Source organism: Ferrithrix thermotolerans DSM 19514 (genome assembly GCF_900128965.1).
In the GTDB taxonomy this organism is placed as follows: domain Bacteria; phylum Actinomycetota; class Acidimicrobiia; order Acidimicrobiales; family Acidimicrobiaceae; genus Ferrithrix; species Ferrithrix thermotolerans.
Map to the genome: position 1 here is coordinate 20,738 of NZ_FQUL01000004.1, position 18,595 is coordinate 39,332.

The following is an 18,595-nucleotide window of genomic DNA, read 5'->3' on the forward strand; positions in this document are numbered from 1 at the left end:
GACCGGTCTTGGGTACATTTAGTTGAAAGTATCTAATGTAAGGGGAGTAAAGTGCGAGTTCTGATCGTTCGCCATGCGAAGGCGGGACGTAGAGAGTCCTGGGATCAAGACGATGAGTTGCGTCCACTTGATCCGGGAGGGGTCACCCAGGCCAAGTCCCTGGCTCAGAGATTAGTCGGCGCTGGGATCACTAAGATTTTGTCCAGTCCATATCTGAGATGCATAGAGACGGTTCAACCACTTGGCGAAAGTCTGAATATTCAGATTGAGACCGATGATCGCCTGAGAGAAGACACCGACTTTGAGGCGCTGTCTAGCTTTTTGGCCTCGCTTGAGACTGAGGGTGTCATCGTCGCTTGTACACACGGAAACGTTGCGACCGAGCTTGTTGAGATCTTGCTCGGTCCTCACCTTGAAGAAGTGGACTATCCCCTAAGGTGTGCCAAAGCAAGCCTATGGGATCTTGACCTTAGTCGTGACAAGGTTATGCGTGCAACCTACGTTGAAGGTGACAGTGAGACCACGTATATCACCGATGGAGTGGCCAGAAGAACAACTTCCGGCCAACTTGCTAAACGGTAAATTAGTGAGATTGTAAAAGAGCACAATAAAGTACCGCCGATAGTTGTCGAAAATCATATCGAAACGCTGAAGTCTGTAACGCTTTGGCAGTAATTTAGGATTTCGGGTTGAGGTATCATCGGAACTGATGGCAGCTTATATGCGTTCTAGGGTTATAGGGTCGGATCCCTTCGAGGTGGTAGCAGAAGCGAAGCTAGGGGGATCACGTCGTAGTTTTGGAAGGGGGGCTTCTTTACTCGCATCCTCGTTGTCTGCATACCCCTATACCCAGTCGTCTAGGGCCGGCAACTTGATCCTTAGCGTTGCGAACGTTCCCAAAGGGGTCGACACCGATGCCATCGCTGAAGCGCTCACGCACAAGAGTGGTCGTGGCTGGTTTAGTGCGATCGGCGGTGCCTTCTCTTTCGAACTAGTATCTAACGCCCCTCAGCAGTCTCAGTTTCACGAAGTGGAGATCGAAGGACGAACTCTGCCGCTACTTGCAATTAGCTATCCGTTGCCGTGTTTCATGAGTTCGACCGAGGTCATCTTCGACGCCTTTTTCCGCCTAAGGTCAAACGCTCCCCAATAGTGGTGTCACGAATTACGATATTGCATGTCACGATCTCTTATCCAGGCAAGTTCGCGTTGACCGATTTCAGTCGCTGGACCACCCATTACGAACGGCCAAATCTCCTCTGCAATTAGCCTCCAGTTTGCAGTTGCGCAGATGGAAGCTAAGACGGCGTAGAGTCCGAGATTGATCCGCTGTATAACGACGAAGCTTTTCGGGACGTTCAAGTAACGTGAAAGTTCCGACTTCCGATCAAAGCTATGGGTCAGTAAAGAGTTTGAGTAGCTGTCGGTAATGGTCATAGGAATAGGCTCCATAACAACCTGATAGTAGGGTTGAAAGTACTCATAGATCTCACCGTCAGATATCGGTGCGTCCGCCTTGACTAGACCCGCCAGCTCGACTGACTTGCGGAATCCTTTTGGGTCGTGCTCGATGACCATGTATCGGATCATCTCCATGAAGCGGCTCATCTCTGACTCTGTGAAGCTTCTCGAAAATCCAAAGTCCAAGAACGCGACTTTCCCGTTGTCCAAAAATATGTAGTTTCCGGGATGAGGGTCACCGTTAAAGGTCTTTAGCTGATACAGGGATCTGAAGACAAAGCGAAAGATCGTCTCTCCGTATCCGTCGAGGATCTTTTGGGGTAGGTCGTGAATGTCTCGGAACGAACGCCCTTCGATTAGTTCGGTTGTAAGAACAGCGTCTCCGCTCAGGTCGGTGTAAACCTTAGGTATGGTAATAGTGGGATGACCTTGGTAGTACTCGTAGAACAGCCCTTGGACCTTCGCCTCATGTCGGTAGTCTAGTTCTTCCATGATCCGGGTACTTATCTCCTCGGTCATGTCTTTTACGTCCATGGAAGGGAACACGAACTTCAAGATCGTGGAAAGAGCCTGTGTGTTTTTTAGATCAGCGACGATAGCCTCTCGTGCTTCGGGGTACTGAATCTTAACTGCAACGGCCTCGCCGCTATTTGTGATCGCTCTGTGTACCTGCCCTATGGAGGCCGCTGCAAATGGTTCCTCCTCGAACTTATCGAAGAGATCTTCTAAAGTACTGCCCAAGTCTGCCTCGACTACCTTACGTGCCTCTTCGAAGGGGACTGCGACGGCGTTGTCCTGAAACTGAGCGAGAGAATCCCTCATATCCTTTGGAACTCGAGTGTCTAGATAACTTGCCATCTGTGCGATCTTTGCTGTTACGCCGCGCATAGATCCAAAGCTGTCCCGTATCTTTTGAGAGCTGTTGTTGCCTGAGCCAGAGCGAGGCATTGAAGCTCTAACCCTCTCTGATAGGTGGTCCTTTCCAAGTGCCAATATCAGCCCCGCTGCCTTGGCTGCTCTTTTCCCTCTTGACGCTGACATTTCTTTAGCTGTCCTTGATTCTCCTAGCCGATTGGGTACCGTGTGACGTTAGTTACAGATCTAGCGCTGACAGAGCCTCGTAGATATCGTGGAATTTGAAGGAGAAACCAAGCTCTTCGAGGCGACGTGGTCGTGCGTTTTGAGATGCTAGAACGGTCTCGTTGGCCATCTCTTTGCCCAAGATGAGTTCCAACGCAGCTGCCGGAACTGAGAGAACGGCTGGACGGGATAGGGTCTTGCTCAGAGCTGTCGTAAACTCTGAGTTTGTCACTGGATTCGGATCCACGAGATTGTAAATACCAGATGTGCCTTGGTCCATAAGGAGCTTTATGACGGCTTCGACGTGGTCGTCTATGTGTATCCAGGGCATATAAGACCTCCCGTCTCCGAGTCGCCCACCGGCTCCGAGGCGAAAGGGGATCGCTGCTTTAGGTAGTGCTCCTCCGTCTTTGGCTAGGACGATACCAGTTCGAAGGATACAGGTCCGAACGCCAAAATCGCTGGCCTTTGCAGCCTCCTTTTCCCAGTCCTTACATACCCTAGCCAGAAATCCTGTGCCAGGGTCAGAACTTTCAGTAAGGACCTCAGCACCTCGACTTCCATAGTACCCGACCGCTGAAGCCGATATGAAGCTCAAGTTAGTTTGGCCAAGTGCTTTGAGAGCTTCAACGAGACCTCTAGTGCCATAGACACGTGATGAGTATATGTTTGAACGTACCGTGGCGTTCCAACGCCGTGAAGCAACAGGTTCTCCACCTAGGTGTATTAGTGCGTCTATCTGTGTCTCTTTGGGTATATTTGCCTTCGCTCCGTATGGATCCCACCAAATCTCGTTAGGTGGGTTGGTCTTAAGATCGACTCTTTTGACTGAAAGGGTTTCTATTCCCATCTCATCGAGTCTTTTGCGTAGGTGTCTACCGATCAGACCACTTGCTCCTGTGATGGCAACTCTCATAGCAACCTCTTTATATAAACGACGGTTAGACAGTCTGAATCTTTCAACCTTATTTGTAGACCATCCTAGGCCGAACGCTGGATAAACCCCCATCGATGTGCAGAGTCGTTCCTGTTATCCACTCAGACTCTACGAGAAACATTACGGCCCTTGAGATCTCCTCTGGCTCTCCAGCGCGGCCAAGGGCGTGTGTCGCAAGTGACGCTCCCAATGTGCGTTCATCTTTAAATATGGCTTCGGTCAGATTGGTTTTGGTGAGACCGGGAGCAACTACGTTGACTCGTATCTTCTGCCTTGCGTAGGTCGCCGATGCTGCGCGTGCAAGTCCTTCTAAGGCGGCTTTAGTCATCGAGATGGTTTCATGAGATGCCATACCTACAGAAGCTGCTGCGGAAGAGAAGAAAACTACTGCGCCACCGGCTCTCTTCATCTTAGGGACGGCGAGCTTTAGAGTCAAAAAGGACGATGTGATGTTGACATCGATGGCCTTTTGATACTCAGAGAGGGTTAGTCGATCGGCTGGTGTGAAACTCATTGAGCCTATTGTGTTGACCGCACAGCTAAGTGAGTCTAAACCCGAGAGACCCTCCGAGAGAGACTCTTCGAAAGACTTGGGATCTGTCGCATCTGCAAGGATCGATGCTACCGGGCGATGCGATAGTGCTTTGTTGAGATCGTCCAACTTGGCTCTATCTCTCCCTAGCAAGACGAGACCGTAGCCTCTCTCTTGGAGGTTGTGCGCTACTTGAGATCCAATCGTTCCGGTAGCGCCTAGAACGAGGGCAACTGGTCTATCTGTCACTTGGGCTTCTCCGTCTTTGTAAGAGTTTTAGTTGTCGAGCATTATGTTAAACCTAATTTAGTCACTATTTGTAGCCAACGACCTCTCTCGTGGCCTGGAGTATCTCGGCAATGGCTGTGGGGTTGGCGATGTGGGCACCGTGACCGGCTCCAATTACTTGAGCGCACCGTGTATCTCGCACATATTCACAGAGGTGGATCTGGGCAGCTTGATGTCTTTCGGAAGCGTCTTGACCGACGAGCGAGAACAGCGGAACCTCGATGTTTTCATAGGGTATCTGATAGTCTTTAGAGGCAAGGTAGGCCATCTCTGCGACTAACGTTACTCCTTCAGCGCGTCTGCGCTGTTGAAACTCTCGTGGGAGCCGCCTCCACCGCTTCTCTCCAAGGACCGATATCATAAACCTCTCAGCCCTGTCTGCAGCCTGTTTCGGGTCTATCGCAGCTTCTAACTCGCTCTCTTTCGCTATCCAAATGGGCCACCAATCCTCTGATGGGAGTGGCGATTCGTAGGTAACTAGTCCTTTGAGGTCTGGGGGTATCTGGCTGGCGTAGTGAAGAGCTAATGTTCCACCCATAGAGTGTCCAAAGACTATGGTAGGCCTTCCTTCGCAGAGACCCCAGATATCTGCCACCTGTTCCTCGGGTGAAAGTTCCGAGATGTCTTGCAGGGGGTGCAGAGCTAGAGACTCGTCGTATCCTCGGCGATCATAGGTGATTACCCGACTTGGCGCTAGCTTTAGGGCCAGACGACGCATAGAAGACTTACGGTCCATTGCACCATGGACAAGTAGAAACTGGAGTTCTCGTTCGCTGTCGGCGTGGAATATCTCGACACTAAGCCTTGACTGTGTGCGACGGCTAAGGACGCCTGGCAGGCGACTCGATATCACGGTTCCCAATCTTGTAACTCCACCTCTGTGTCTTTGATGCACAAGTTACTTGGGGAGTAATGTAGTCGGTCAGTCGCGGCGGTTGCCGTCACAGATCCAAATGGGAGACTTTCTTCTACTCCCGTGCTTTGCCGTATGGGAGACCAGCGCTTAGGTAACAGGTGTCATGGAAGTGCTCTACCCGGTTCCATACTCCGTTTTCGTAAACATTAGCGATGATCTGATGGGTGGGTGCCTTCATGGAGAACCGGATCGCTTGACCGCAGCTGGCGCACGTGGACCCTTCGCCAGGCTCCACCCTTCTTCGTACTCCACGTGAGGAAAAGGTGACTACCTGCTCTTCGCTTGTCTTCATAGAGATAGTTTCGGTCCAAAGTGTAGCCTGCTTGAGTTTTTTGCAGATGGATGGGAGTGTCTGTTAGACGGAATCAACGACGACAGATGTGAGTTATTGTACCTCTGTGACCTACCTTGCTATGTGATTTTAAAGTTACCATAACATTGACTACGATCTATAGACGTGGAACAGAACTCTCGAGTACCAACGACCGCTGAATTTGGACCGAACGACTGGCTTGCGGAGGAGATGCTGGAGCGATACCTAAAGGACCCAACCTCTGTCTCAGACAGCTGGCGAAGGTACTTCTTAAAATCGCTTGGAGCTACCCAGACCTCGGAGTTAGCGAACTCTTTAGCTACGTCGACTAAGGGAAATGTTGTTCAAAGTGGTACCTTGACCAGCCAGGTGCAGACACAGGTTCAAGAGGCGTCCGTCGAAGCGGTAGGCACAGAGGTGCCGCCTCAGCGAGCAGTGTCGGCTGCCGAGGGGAGCTTCGGGCACAACGGCGTAGTAGAGGCTTCTAGCACTGGTGCCGAAAGCGCTTCTGACGAAGACTTCGCTTCGAAGATAGAAACTCAAGGAAACCGAGTTACCAAAAGTCCAGACGTTCGCCCCCTCGTCGTGGAGGACGCCGTCCCTTTGAGGGGTGTTGCGTATAAGGTGGTTGAGAACATGGTGGCGTCACTCGAGGTGCCTACCGCCACCTCGGTGAGGGTAATACCGGCGCGATCTTTAGAGGTGAACAGATCGATGATCAACGACCACCTCACGCGTATTATGGCTGCCAAGGTCAGCTTTACCCATATAATATCGTTCGCAGTCGTAAGAGCCCTTGAGACTGTGCCGCAGATGAACTCCTCTTTCTTAGAGGACGTGGACGGAAAAGGGACACCAGGTGTGCTTCGCCACAAGGCATGTAACTTGGGAGTGGCGGTGGATGTTGAACGCAAAGATGGCTCAAGGGCACTCTTTGTTCCTGTGATAAAAAACGCATCAACTCTGACCTTCAAAGAGTTCGTAGCCGCTTACGACTTAGCGATAAAAAAGGTGAAGACCAACAAGATCTCCCCCGAAGACTTCGTCGGGGCGACCATGACTGTAACTAATCCCGGAACCATCGGTACCTCACACTCGGTACCACGACTGATGAAGGGTCAAGGGACGATTGTCGGAGTTGGCTCCATAACTTATGGGGCCGAGTTCGAGGCCTTAGATCCCATGGTTCTATCGGAACTAGGAGTCTCAAAGACGGTCACACTTACCTCGACCTACGACCACCGTATCATTCAGGGTGCAGAGTCGGGCATGTTCCTAAAGAAAATTGATGAACTCCTAAGGAGCGCGTCGTTTTACCAAGAGATCTTCGACTCATTGGACGTACCCTATCCGGCTGTTGAGTGGTCTTTGGATAGAAACGACTCCATATCCAGGCGAATCGATGATCGAGTAGTCAAACAGGTGCATGTGCAGACCCTAATAAACAACTATCGGGTCAGAGGACACCTTATGGCGAAGTTGGATCCTTTAGGGCTTCAAAAGCCGATGTCGTCCAAGGAGCTGGATCCTAAGACTTATGGTCTGTCTATATGGGATTTGAGCAGAGAGTTTTACGCCGATGGACTAGCCGGATATGAGACTTTGACGCTTGAAAAAATCATAAATTTGCTTCGTGATGCTTACTGTCGAACTATCGGTATTGAGTATATGCACATACAAAATCCAGAGGAGAAGCGCTGGATCCAAGAGAGGGTGGAGGGAGTACCTTTTAGTCTCAGCAAAGAAGAGAAGCTTAGGCTCCTTGAGAGATTGAATGCAGCTGAGGCGTTTGAGAAGTTTCTCTCAACCCGTTACATAGGCCACAAACGCTTTGGTCTCGAGGGAGCCGAGGCAGCGATCGCCTTTTTGGACGAGGTCCTCTCTCTAGCGGCAGAGGAAGGACTTCCTGAGGCGGTGCTCGGCATGGCACACAGGGGAAGACTGAACGTGCTGGCCAACATCGTTGGCAAGGGGTATGGCGAGATATTTAGAGAGTTTGAGGGGAACCTCGATCCAACCTCGGTTCAAGGCAGCGGTGACGTGAAGTACCACAAAGGCTACGCCGGGGTCTTCAAAGGTAGAAACGGAGCTACTCTTGAGGTAACGCTAGCGTCGAACCCGTCCCATCTCGAAGCTGTAGATCCCGTTGTCGAGGGTATAGCCCGAGCCAAAGAAGATATCCACGGAAACGTCGGAGAGTTCCCGGTGCTCCCAGTTTTAGTGCACGGTGATGCGGCGTTTGCCGGACAAGGGGTGGTGGTTGAGACTTTAAATCTGTCGCAGCTAAGGGGTTACAGAACCGGTGGTACGGTTCATCTGGTCATAAACAATCAGGTAGGGTTTACGACAAATCCGAACGAGGCGCGATCTTCAATCTACGCCTCCGACGTCGCAAAGACTGTGCAGGCTCCAATTTTTCATGTAAACGGTGACGATCCCGAGTCTGTAGTCAGGGTTGCAAGGTTGGCCTTCGCTTATCGCCAGAGGTTCCACAAAGACGTGGTAGTGGACATGGTCTGCTACAGACGCCATGGTCATAATGAGGGTGATGAGCCAAGCTACACGCATCCTCTTATGTATTCGGTCATCGAAGAGCATCCTTCGGTGAGGAAGCTGTACACAAAGTCACTCTCGATGAGAGATGAGATTACCGAAGAGGACGAAGAGAGGGCGGTCGATGACTTCTTGGAGAAGCTCCAGAGGGCTCTAGATGAAACGAGATCGGCGTCTGCGCCGAATCCAACTGTTTTGCCTCCAGCACGACCACTTAGCGTTCCGCTCAGCAGAGTAGATACTGGCGTCTCAAAGGAGGCTTTGGATCTCATCGCAGAGAGACTGATAACATACCCTCCCGGCTTTAGTGTCCATCCAAAGCTTGCGCGCTTGTTCTCTCAACGTGACGCTCTTTATAGATCTGGAGAGATCGACTGGTCGATGGGAGAACAGCTAGCCTTTGGGTCGATCCTGCTCGAGGGGAAAGATATACGCTTTGCCGGGCAGGACTCTAGGCGAGGAACCTTCTCTCACCGTCACGCAGCTCTCATCGATTACGTAAACGGAGAGGAGTACTTTCCGTTGATGACGCTGCGAGATTACCAGGGTACCCACCTAAAGGCCGAGCGTGGGGGACGCTTTATGATCTATGACTCCCTGCTTTCAGAGTACGCAGCCTTGGGTTTTGAATACGGCTACTCGCTAGTTCAAAAAGATGCTCTGGTGTGTTGGGAGGCGCAGTTTGGTGACTTTGCCAACGGAGCGCAGATCGTGATCGATCAGTTCATAGCGGCAGCTGAGGACAAGTGGGGACAACATTCTGGACTCGTTATGTTGCTTCCTCATGGTTATGAGGGCCAAGGTGCGGAACACTCGTCGGCACGTCTTGAGAGATTTCTAGCTCTTGCATCTGGAAGCAACATGGCGGTGGTCTACCCAACGACCTCATCGCAGATCTTCCATCTCTTTAGATCTCAGGTCCATCGCAAAGACAAAAGACCTCTTGTTGTGGCTTCTCCGAAGTCTTTGCTGAGGGCCAAGACCTCTAGGTCTTCTGTGGAGGAGTTTGTGATGGGTTCCTTCAGGCCGGTGATCGACGAAAATCTAGATAGATCCAGTGATGAGATAGATAGGGTGATCCTATGTTCAGGTAAGGTCGCCTTCGAGGCGATGGCTCTGCGCGACTCTGAACAGGCTCAAAAAAGCGGTATTCCCCCAGCAGCCGTGGTGAGGGTGGAGCAGCTATTTCCTTGGCCAGAGGAAGAACTTGAGGACGTTTTCTCCAAGTACTACAACGCCAAGGAGATCGTCTGGTTGCAAGAGGAGCCCTCGAACATGGGTGCATGGTCGTTCGTACACGAGAGGTTGCACTTTAGCGTCAGGGAGCGCTTCGCTCTGCGTCATGTGTCGCGACCCTCTGCGGGTTCTCCTGCCACGGGCTTTAGTGCAATGCACGTGCTGGAACAGGAAGATCTCCTGAGAAGGGCGTTGTTTGAGCCGATAAAGGCATAGGAGCGGATCCAAGCTCTAATTGAGATCGGTCAAGACTCTGCGTACCTGGGCAACCAGGTCAAGATCTCCTTCTGCCTTTATAGTCAGTATTCCTAGTGATCTTGGATACCTTAGATTCGCTCCAATATCGTCGATGTACACGATCTCTTCTGGGTCAATTTCAAGAGACGTAAAGGTGTAGTCGTAGATCTTGGGATCAGGTTTTCGACACCCAACGATAGATGACTCAACCACAAGGTCAAAGAGGCCAGATATGGTCCATAGAGGTTCCTTGTGTGCAGGTATCTGAAAGTTATTTGTGATAACCGCTGTTTTGTACTTTCCCCGGAGCTCATCTTTGATGTACTGAAGAAGTGGGGTGTTGAAAGAGCCACCGGAGAGCTCGATTAGCGCAGATACCTCGACAGAGATATCATGACGATCGAGCTCTGCGCCCATTTCCTGAACAAAACCCTTGAGATCAATCTCTCCGCGTTCAAATCTGCCCCAGGCTCCCTTTGATCCTGATTCATCTAGAACTCTGGAGAGTTTTCCCGGTGGCAGTCCTGCTCTGCGCTCTAAGCGCGCAACTTGACCAAGGGGAGTTCCATAAAGTACGCCACCAAAGTCAAATACAACGCCCTTTATCATGTAGTAGATCTTATGAGATCTCGCTCCCAAGCAGACTGGAGCTGTAATATCGCTATAGATCTTGAGCCCTAAACCCTTCTTGATTTAGGTCGTATTCGCAATATTGCCACTTGTCGTAACCCTTCGATGTTAGGAAGTCGGCCAATTAATTGTAGTTTGTAGGGATGGATCCAAGAGAAATCATTCCACACAGGGAGCCTTTCCTTCTTCTTGATGAGGTCGTTCAAGTGGAGCCGGGAGTGTCCGCGAAGGGACGGTGGACCCCCAGGAGTTCGATGGCGGTATTTGAAGGGCACTTCCCCACTCGACCGACCCTGCCAGGGGTGTATATGGTGGAATCTCTTGCACAACTAGGTGCGTGTGCAGTCCTTATGGACGATCGATATCGAGGTTCGCTCCCACTTTTCGGAGGCATAGACCGGGCGCGCTTTAGAAGGCAGGTTCTGCCCGAGGAAACCCTCGACCTAGAGGTGCGTATGACGACGCTATCCCAACGTGCTGGTAAAGGTGAGGGTGTTGCAAGACGTAGTGGTGAAACGGTCTGTGAGGTATCGTTCTTCTTTGTGATAGCAGATAGTTAGGCGTAAATAAGAGGTTGTAGGGCGGGAAGGGGTTCGACTGGCTTATGAAGATCGTCTCGTGGAATGTAAACTCCTTGAACGCAAGGCTTCCCTTTGTGCTCGACTGGGTAGCAAAGCACGAACCAGACGTGCTGTGTTTACAAGAGACCAAACTCAAAGACGATGACTTTCCTTACCAGGCGTTCAAAGACATTGGTTACAACTCTGTTCACTTCGGACAGGGGCGTTGGAACGGAGTGGCTATTGTCTCTAAGGCGAAAGGTGAAGACGTCGTCTGCGGAGGGGTTGCAGAGTATTTTGAGGGTCAACTAGAGGCTCGGCACCTAGCAGCTACCGTAGAGGGAATAAGGGTGCATAGCGTCTATGTTCCAAACGGCAGAAGCCTCGAGGATGCACACTTTGACTACAAGCTCAGATGGCTAGGTGATCTTAGGTCACTCCTGGAGAAGGAGTGTAAGTTATTCGATCAGATCTTGGTTGCGGGCGACTTCAACATAGCTCCAGATGACCAAGACGTGTGGGATCCAGCAGCCTATGTGGGTTGTACTCATGTAAGTGACGACGAGCGCTCTGCACTAAAGAGCATCGAAGACCTTGGTTTTGTAGATGTAGCAAGGCATCTAAACCCCAACGATGTCCAGTTTTCATGGTGGGACTATAGAGGTGGTGCGTTCCATAAAGGTGAGGGATTGAGAATAGATCTGGCGTTAGTGTCGAATTCACTTATATCAAGGGTAGTTTCCGCTCGTATCGATAGGGATGCAAGAAAGGTCTCCAAGGCGGGAAAGCCATCTGACCATGCTCCGCTCGAGCTGTGTTTGAGGTGATGAACTACCACGTAGCTAGGCCTTCGAGCTTAACCTCAAAAGAGAACGATCCCCGGGGAGAGTTCCGATCTAACAAGCCTTTAGCTTGTCCTCGACTGTTTCTCAACTTCTCAAGGCATAATTGTACCTCGAAGCGGCTGTAGCTGTGAAAAATCGTAGAGGGGTAGTTGTTGTCGGAGCCGTTAAGTGAGATGTACACCAAAAGATTTGGTGCATTGGGAACCTACGTTGACCTCGCCTGCTCTAAGTGTGATGAGTCTGAGTCGATTCTAGATAGATTGTTGGACCTCCTTGAACAACTTGATGAGGCAGCCTCCTGTTATAGGGCAGACTCGGAGGTAAGGGTACTTTATGAGAGGTCCCTCCTTGGAGGGGAGGAGTCCGTATTTGAGGTCTCCGATGTCCTATGGGATCTCCTGATAAGCGCTCAGGAGGCGGTTCAGGTTACAAGAGGTCTAGTCGATATCGGTTGTGGTGGACTTTTTTGGGAGGACTACGATATAGCCGGTGAAGAGCTCGTCCAAATAGATGGAGAGGTGGATCTGATACCTTCTGAGCGAGCCGTCAGGATAAGACGAGGTACCTTAATCGACCTTGGCTCCGTAGGTAAGGCTTACTGGGCTCAACGTTGTGCCTCGTCCTTAGCCGTTGAGTTCGGATGCGATATATTAGTTGGTCTCGGCGGAGACATCTACGCTAAGTGCGACCAAGGGACGAAGTTCCCCGTGGCGGTCCCCATGGATGGTCGTAGCGTCTACGAACCCGGTGATGAGATCGTCGAACTCTCCTCCATGGCTATTGCGACCTCTGCACGTCGAACCAGGGAGCACCGATATAGCGCTTTAGGTAAAGCAACTCATATCTTTGATCCAAGAACTCTCCAGCCCGCAATAAGCGGAGCTCAGGTGGCAACGGTCATGGGCCGAGTCGCCTCTGTGTGCAACTCTTTATCTCTTATGTCAGTCGTGGATCTTGAACTCGCCAAAGATGCGATCTTCACCCTTGGGTATATGGCACGTCTTGTCACTGAAACTAAAATCGAATACGTTGGGGGCTTCGAAGACGAGGTGCTTTCCCAGTGATGTTTTCTGTCCTTGGTACCCAGATACTATGGTACGTTACTCGATCGTCGGGACTATTGGCTCTCCTTATGCTAAGCGCAACGGTGGCTCTAGGGGTCTCCTCGGCCCAGAAGGCAAAGATCAGGGAGGTACCAAGAGTCTACTTTGCGGACCTGCATCGGTCTTTGGCGCTATTTGCGCTGGTTTTGCTTTCGGTCCATATATTCACGGCCATAGTAGACCCCTTCACCCACCTAGGGTGGACTACTGCGTTCGATCCCTTCAAAAGGTCTTATCGCCCACTATATCTTGGTCTTGGGATAACAGCCTTCGATATAGTCGTAGCCATCGTTGCAACCTCGCTTCTGCGCAAGCATCTATCCAACCGACTCTGGAAGGCGATACATCTAGGCTCTTATCTCGTATGGTTTTTGGCGATGGTCCATGGTCTTGGCACAGGAACAGATTCCCACTTTAGATTCGCCCTCTTTGTGTATGGCTTGTCCTTGGGTATTGTGGCGGTTGGCCTGTGGATAAGGATCCTAAGTGCAAAACCTAAGGCCTTGGTCCTTCGGTTCGTTGCGTATGCACTAATCGCCTTAGCTCCTTTTACTCTAGTCCTGTGGGGACTTTCGGGTCCGGCTAAGGCAGGATGGTCGAAGAGATTTTCCCTGCCTCAAACAACTATCCGAACTAAGTCCACGCAGGTTCATGGTAGTTCTAACTCGTCGTCCTTGGCACCTCCTACTACTGAGATTTACTCCGATGATGGCACGAGTCAATAAAGATCTAAAGGGTACCGATGGCTAGGGAGGGGATCGATATACGTTGACTGCAGAGTCGGTTGCAGATGCACAGATAGACAGGTTCCCATTCGTTCTTCTTCCACGCACCTTACAAGGGTGTGGAAGCTTGCCGTTCCCAAGGCGAATAGAGCCCTTTGGTTCTGTGATGCGTGCTCCAGCACTTGCGAGGGCCCCGGAGTTCTATGGTGTTAGGGACCCGGTCAAGGAGCTGGTGGAACTTAGCCAAAGATGGCAGATAACCGGTCGAGGTGGGGCTGGCTTTCCGTTTTGGAAGAAACTCTCGGCGGTGAGTGACAAGACCTCTATTTTCTCTCGCCCCTTCGTCGTGGTTAATCTAACGGAGTCGGAACCCCTGTCGTTCAAAGACAGATTTATAAAGACCTACTATCTAGAACTCGTCTTAGAAGGCGCTGTACTTGCGTCCAAAGCGCTGCGTGCTGAGGCGATCTATGTCGCATCTCACTATGAAAAAGGGGAGTCCGATGCTCTTTCGGACTACGTCAAGGGATATGCCGCCGCCCGGGGTGTAAAGATTGAAACCGTGGCGATGAGAAAAGCCTTGGTCTCTGGACAGGAGACGTCGATCGTGAATGCCATCAACGGACGGGTGCCCCTCCCGAGAGTGCAACCACCTCGGCTGTCAGAAAAAGGGGTCAAATCGAGACCGACACTTCTCTCTAACGCCGAGACGTATCTGCGCGTTGCACAAGCGAAAAGGCTTGAGAGTATCGGCGACCATGTTGATCCTAAGATGGCGCTTGGGTATCTGGGCACAATTCATCTAAAAACCGGAGAGAGCTACATCGTCGAGTCCCATCCCTCGATGTCTGTAGCTGAAATAATGGGTTCTTTAGGTGCGCCACTGAACGAATCGTCTTTGTACCTCGTCGGTGGCTACTTCGGGCGACTGTTCCAAGGTAAAGATGCGCGTCTTTATGCGCCGATCTCTAGGTCTAAGCGAGAGGGTGGAGCAGGTTGGGGGGCAGGTCTTGTAGTGGAACTTGAACGACAAGGCTGCGTAGCTGCGGAGCTAGGGTTTTTGATCAGGTGGTTAAGCCTCCAAAGCGCTGGTCAGTGTGGTCCGTGTAAGTTTGGCCTACCTCAAATCTCAAATGAATTCGACAACATGGTGACCCAGGCAACCGGCAGTATTGAACTGATTAGACGGTGGAAGGGACAGATCAAAGGGCGCGGTGGATGTGCACTACCTGACAGTGTCTGTGACCTTGAAAGCTCCTTTGAGGAGGTGACTTTGGAGGAGTTGTCTTTGCATCAAGCAGGGAATTGCGACAGAGCATATGAACGCATCTTCGAAGGTCTTCACATGAGTTTTTACGGCAAGGTGGATCCTTATGGGGGGTGACAAGGTAGCTAGGATCACTTCAAAAAGTCACTACGAGATCTCGATTGACCCGACAGTGTGCGACGGTTACGGTTACTGCGTGGAGCTACTACCGGCGAATTTGACCTTCGATGACTGGGGGTTTCCTATCGTAAAGACAAGAGTAGTAGAAGCTGAAGAACTCGAGATGGCGAACCATGTCGTTCAACTTTGCCCAAGGTCAGCCTTCAAACTTTCCAAGGTAAAGGGCTAGCGTGCAAGAGGTTTCAGGTCAACTGAGATAGAGATCTCGAGATTTGCTTCAGCAATATGTCTTTGAAGGTGGGGGATAGAGTTATAAACTCCCCCACTAGCTCGGTCAATCGTTCGTAGGATTCGTTAGTAGCTCTGTTGGCTATAGTCCGAACACCTACATCGCTTATAAGCTCTCTGGGTTCGACGGCGCGACGCTTAGCCTCTTTTTCTCTGACCTTTAGGATCTCAGTCTTTATGTTGTGTATGAGCCTGTCCTCTTTGCTAAATGGGTACAGCTCGCCAAGAGCCAGGCCAATTGGATCAGGTGCCCTCCGATCTGTGTGGTCTGACCTTAGCGCACTTTCAAGTGCTTCTAAATATGGTGGCCTAGTGGCGCTATCAAGATGGGAGGATTCTATGAACGTTATTAGTAGCGAGTCACTCGCTCTCGTCATTGCGACATAAGCTAACCGCTGTTCCTCAGCGAATGACTGGCGGTTGCTTGATTTCGAGGCGGCTGAAGGTATACGATCGACTCCGATCAGATGGACGTGGTACCACTCAAGACCTTTAGCGCCGTGGAAGGTTGTGGCGGTGATCGTAGAGGTCGCATCTCGTCGTGGCTCGAGATCGTCTGCTATCTCTAGAACGTCGCCAACCGTTAGGTTGGGCTGTGCTCGTCTGATCGTCTTTAGCTGATCGATCAGCCCAGCCGGCGGTTCTCGACCCGAGCCGTTTTCTGTCATCTCGGAGATCAGCGCCGATACCGGCCTGTTCTTCTCTTCGGCCTGCCAGCTGGATACAATCCTCCTAAGGTACCATCCATATGAGTAAGAACTGCTCGAAGTGGAGCCTCTAAAGGCTATCCCCATCTTTTCTAATGCAGCCTGGACTAGTCTGAGCTGGGCGTTAGTCCGTGCCAGGACCGCCATGGAGGAGTATGGAACACCTTTAGAGTGTTGTACTTGAATCTCTCTCGCACATATCAAGGCCTCCTCATCTTCGTCTTTGGCGTAACGAAGGATGACGTTTCCCTTAGAACCAGCCTGTCGGCCAGGACTTACCTCGTAGGCGATTCGCTTGTCATTGATCTTTGGCATCACCCTGCCTGAGGCATGCACGATGTTTTCTCCACAGCGAAAGTTACTCGAAAGGGTGACGACTGAAGCCTCGGGAAATGTGTCTAAAAACTCTGACATGTTGGTGGACCGAGCGCCATTCCATCCATAGATGGACTGATTTGGGTCACCAACGACACAGATATCGTGGTTGTTTTCGCCTAGATAGGTCATAAGTAGATCTATCTGAGGTTGATTCGCGTCCTGGAACTCATCCACGTAGATGTGACGATGTAGGAAGCGCTCGATTGACGCAAAGGCATCGCTGTGATCTATGCAACTTGTTGCATAAGGGATCAGATCGTCCATGTCTAGAAGTCGGTATTTCTTCTTGTGGTTCTCGTAGCTCTCGAATATCAAGGAGATGGCCTCCGCCTCTTGAGCTCGAAGCCGTCGCTGTGATAGAGCTGCTTCAAGGTAGGTGACAGGCTCGAGCTGACTGCTTTTCGCCCAAGATATCTCCCTTAGACACCGAATGGCTGCCGACTCTTTGTTGGTGTTTGTTGACCTGACCGACAAGATGGATCGCACGGTGGAGCTAGACGTCTCGACTAACCTTTCCAGTACAGACTTTGGATCCTCCAGAACCTTTGGAGGAGGCGAGTGCACGAAGCTACTGTAGCGCCTCAAAGTGGCCAAGGCGACCGAGTGAAAGGTCCCCACTGATATTGGAGTCGTCTCTATGAGGGAGGACACCCTGGCACCTATCTGATAAGCTGCAGCCCTGGTAAATGAAAGAGCAAGGACATTGCTCGGGGATGTCTGTCCGGAGAGTATCCGGTGAGCTATCCGTCGCGTAAGTACCGTTGTTTTCCCCGAGCCTGCGGGAGCCACGATTGCAAGAGCGGGATTTGGGCATAGCACAGCCGCTCTTTGGTCCTCAGTTAGCCCAGCCGTTAGTTCTACCAAGGTTACTAACTACGCTTTCCTTCCACATAAGGGGTATCTAATATAGAGATTCGCTGGGAAGCTGTGGGTTCGGCGCAACAGAACCAGGTCTCTGAAGACGAGACCGGCATGGCCTTCCTCTCTAGCTTTCGGGGCAATAGTATCTCCCTGTCTAAGTAGACCTCGGTTATGTGCCAGAGGTCCCAAAAGGTCTCATCAAAGGGTTCGTTATCGTCCTCTCCCTTTTGTACTCGGGCCTTTACGTCGAGTTCTAGCTCTGCCATGGCTGGCTCTCGATAGCTCCAGAGGTAACTGAAGGTTTCTTGACTGTAAGAACCTTTGTAAGGCAAAAACTCTTTGGAGGACAAAAGGAGAGACGCCTCAGGAACAAGCAACTTGATAGCGAGTTGGACGGGCTCTACGAACCCCTCCATCCCCATCTGGTAGACGAACCTCAATATCTCTTCGTAGTCTTCTTTGCCCGTCCAGGGGGTGAAGGGAACGAACGAAGGGTGAAAGTCTATGCCAGCGTTATCCACATAAGATACAGCGGTATATATCTCATCCCTTTTGTGTCCTTTACTTAGGTTGTCGAGTATCTCATCTGACATGGACTCTACGGCGGAGGTTATGAAGGTACAGCCAAGCTGACCCAGTTCACCTAAGTACCTGTTGTGCTTTATGAGATGTTCTATCTTTATCGTGCAGTCAAAGGTTGTATCGCTGAACCGCTTGTGCAGCTCCCGTGCAAACTTCATCGCATGAATAGGGGCGTTGAAGAAGTCGGGGTCTCCTACAGTTACATGAGTTGCTCCTGCTGCGACCTGAACCTCTACGTCGGCTAGTACGTCCATAAGTGGATTGACACTAATTTTGCCGTTAAAGTGAATCGGCAAGGGACAGTGCTTACACCTATGTCTGCATCCTCCAGTCGTTTCTACGTAGCCCGATACCTTTTTGCCGCCTTCGACTTTTACGTGCTTGTATCGATCAAGACTACCTAGGCGTTTCCTGGAAGGAAAATAACGACGTGCGTCGATCGGCTCCAGATCTAGGTCTCTGGCTATCTCAGTTTGAGTTGGCGCGGACCGAATGATTAGTTCCCCCGCACCTAGGATCTCGGCCTCCCGGGCTAGATCGGAAGCGTAAAGTCCATAGAGAAATAGCCTATTTATGTGTACCTCTGCGTTTACCAGGTATCTAAAGACGTCCCGAAACAGCATCGCAGAGGTCAACATACCCACTGTGCAGATAAGAGTGTCGATCTCAGAGCCTGCTCGACTCTCTATTGGGGCGAGTTTGTTCATGTCGGTTTCAACGCTTAGGTCTATGACCTTGTAGTTTAAGTTACTCTGCTCGTAGAGTCCGGCGATCACTGCGGCCAGCTGTGGCTGGTGGCCGAGGTCGTAGGTCGATACCACAATGGGTTCCATGCGTCTATCTCACTGTTCGTAGCTACTTTAGGTGGCTTTTACTTCTATGATTCAGCATACCTCGACGATACCTCCTGAGTTCTTTGAGCGTAGGCGTCAAGTTGGGGAATATGTATCTGCGCTAATGCTCGAAGATCTAGAAC

The 18,595-nt window shown here is 51.0% G+C and carries 17 protein-coding genes; 9 read left to right on the forward strand and 8 right to left on the reverse strand.

The window, feature by feature from the left end:
* The first annotated feature begins 51 nt into the window (after positions 1 to 51).
* Positions 52 to 582: a SixA phosphatase family protein gene (locus tag BUA24_RS02335; protein ID WP_072788355.1), complete on the forward strand. Its 531-nt coding sequence runs from the start codon at positions 52 to 54 to the stop codon at positions 580 to 582.
* Positions 583 to 709: 127 nt separating this feature from the next.
* Positions 710 to 1,153 carry a hypothetical protein gene (locus BUA24_RS02340; protein WP_072788357.1) on the forward strand — a complete coding sequence of 148 codons (444 nt, stop codon included), beginning with the start codon at positions 710 to 712 and terminating at the stop codon, positions 1,151 to 1,153.
* Between the two features lie 5 nt (positions 1,154 to 1,158).
* Here BUA24_RS02340 and BUA24_RS02345 read toward each other — a convergent pair whose 3' ends face one another.
* The 5 genes from BUA24_RS02345 to BUA24_RS12090 form a co-directional block, all read right to left on the reverse strand.
* Complete coding sequence (locus tag BUA24_RS02345; protein WP_072788368.1) at positions 1,159 to 2,502, reverse strand: ABC1 kinase family protein; 1,344 nt, start codon at positions 2,500 to 2,502, stop codon at positions 1,159 to 1,161.
* 52 nt (positions 2,503 to 2,554) lie between these two features.
* On the reverse strand, positions 2,555 to 3,457 hold the full coding sequence (locus BUA24_RS02350) for a TIGR01777 family oxidoreductase (RefSeq protein ID WP_072788370.1): 903 nt from the start codon (positions 3,455 to 3,457) through the stop codon (positions 2,555 to 2,557).
* A gap of 49 nt (positions 3,458 to 3,506) precedes the next feature.
* Entirely contained in the window at positions 3,507 to 4,259 is a 753-nt protein-coding gene (locus tag BUA24_RS02355; RefSeq protein WP_072788371.1) for an SDR family NAD(P)-dependent oxidoreductase, read from the reverse strand.
* A gap of 64 nt (positions 4,260 to 4,323) precedes the next feature.
* Positions 4,324 to 5,151: an alpha/beta fold hydrolase gene (locus BUA24_RS02360; protein ID WP_245790264.1), complete on the reverse strand. Its 828-nt coding sequence runs from the start codon at positions 5,149 to 5,151 to the stop codon at positions 4,324 to 4,326.
* Positions 5,152 to 5,266: 115 nt separating this feature from the next.
* Positions 5,267 to 5,506 carry a hypothetical protein gene (locus BUA24_RS12090; RefSeq protein ID WP_143146343.1) on the reverse strand — a complete coding sequence of 80 codons (240 nt, stop codon included), beginning with the start codon at positions 5,504 to 5,506 and terminating at the stop codon, positions 5,267 to 5,269.
* A 165-nt stretch (positions 5,507 to 5,671) separates the two neighbouring features.
* Here BUA24_RS12090 and BUA24_RS02365 point away from each other — a divergent pair, with 165 nt between their 5' ends.
* A complete protein-coding gene (locus tag BUA24_RS02365) occupies positions 5,672 to 9,532 on the forward strand; it encodes a multifunctional oxoglutarate decarboxylase/oxoglutarate dehydrogenase thiamine pyrophosphate-binding subunit/dihydrolipoyllysine-residue succinyltransferase subunit (RefSeq protein ID WP_245790258.1) in 3,861 nt (1,286 codons plus the stop codon).
* A gap of 15 nt (positions 9,533 to 9,547) precedes the next feature.
* Here BUA24_RS02365 and BUA24_RS02370 read toward each other — a convergent pair whose 3' ends face one another.
* Positions 9,548 to 10,162: an HAD family hydrolase gene (locus BUA24_RS02370; RefSeq protein WP_072788376.1), complete on the reverse strand. Its 615-nt coding sequence runs from the start codon at positions 10,160 to 10,162 to the stop codon at positions 9,548 to 9,550.
* Between the two features lie 164 nt (positions 10,163 to 10,326).
* Here BUA24_RS02370 and BUA24_RS02375 point away from each other — a divergent pair, with 164 nt between their 5' ends.
* The 6 genes from BUA24_RS02375 to BUA24_RS02400 all read left to right on the forward strand — a co-directional run bounded on the left by BUA24_RS02375 (position 10,327) and on the right by BUA24_RS02400 (position 15,032).
* Positions 10,327 to 10,743, forward strand: coding sequence for a 3-hydroxyacyl-ACP dehydratase FabZ family protein (locus BUA24_RS02375; RefSeq protein ID WP_072788378.1), 417 nt, complete (start codon positions 10,327 to 10,329; stop codon positions 10,741 to 10,743).
* A gap of 44 nt (positions 10,744 to 10,787) precedes the next feature.
* Positions 10,788 to 11,570: an exodeoxyribonuclease III gene (locus BUA24_RS02380; RefSeq protein WP_072788380.1), complete on the forward strand. Its 783-nt coding sequence runs from the start codon at positions 10,788 to 10,790 to the stop codon at positions 11,568 to 11,570.
* Positions 11,571 to 11,761: 191 nt separating this feature from the next.
* A complete protein-coding gene (locus tag BUA24_RS02385) occupies positions 11,762 to 12,652 on the forward strand; it encodes an FAD:protein FMN transferase (protein WP_072788382.1) in 891 nt (296 codons plus the stop codon).
* Entirely contained in the window at positions 12,652 to 13,416 is a 765-nt protein-coding gene (locus BUA24_RS02390; protein WP_143146345.1) for a ferric reductase-like transmembrane domain-containing protein, read from the forward strand. Before BUA24_RS02385 ends, BUA24_RS02390 begins: the two co-directional genes overlap by 1 nt.
* 43 nt (positions 13,417 to 13,459) lie before the next feature.
* Positions 13,460 to 14,800: an NADH-ubiquinone oxidoreductase-F iron-sulfur binding region domain-containing protein gene (locus BUA24_RS02395; protein WP_072788386.1), complete on the forward strand. Its 1,341-nt coding sequence runs from the start codon at positions 13,460 to 13,462 to the stop codon at positions 14,798 to 14,800.
* Positions 14,790 to 15,032, forward strand: a complete 243-nt coding sequence (locus BUA24_RS02400) for a ferredoxin (RefSeq protein ID WP_072788388.1) — start codon at positions 14,790 to 14,792, stop codon at positions 15,030 to 15,032. The genes BUA24_RS02395 and BUA24_RS02400 overlap by 11 nt, the downstream gene beginning before the upstream one ends.
* Positions 15,033 to 15,045: 13 nt before the next feature.
* Here BUA24_RS02400 and BUA24_RS02405 read toward each other — a convergent pair whose 3' ends face one another.
* Both BUA24_RS02405 and BUA24_RS02410 read right to left on the reverse strand, forming a co-directional pair.
* The gene (locus BUA24_RS02405) at positions 15,046 to 17,040 is read right to left on the reverse strand and encodes an ATP-dependent helicase (protein WP_072788389.1); all 1,995 of its coding nucleotides are present in this window, start codon (positions 17,038 to 17,040) and stop codon (positions 15,046 to 15,048) included.
* A gap of 5 nt (positions 17,041 to 17,045) precedes the next feature.
* On the reverse strand, positions 17,046 to 18,452 hold the full coding sequence (locus BUA24_RS02410; protein WP_084660108.1) for a radical SAM protein: 1,407 nt from the start codon (positions 18,450 to 18,452) through the stop codon (positions 17,046 to 17,048).
* Positions 18,453 to 18,595 lie beyond the last annotated feature (143 nt).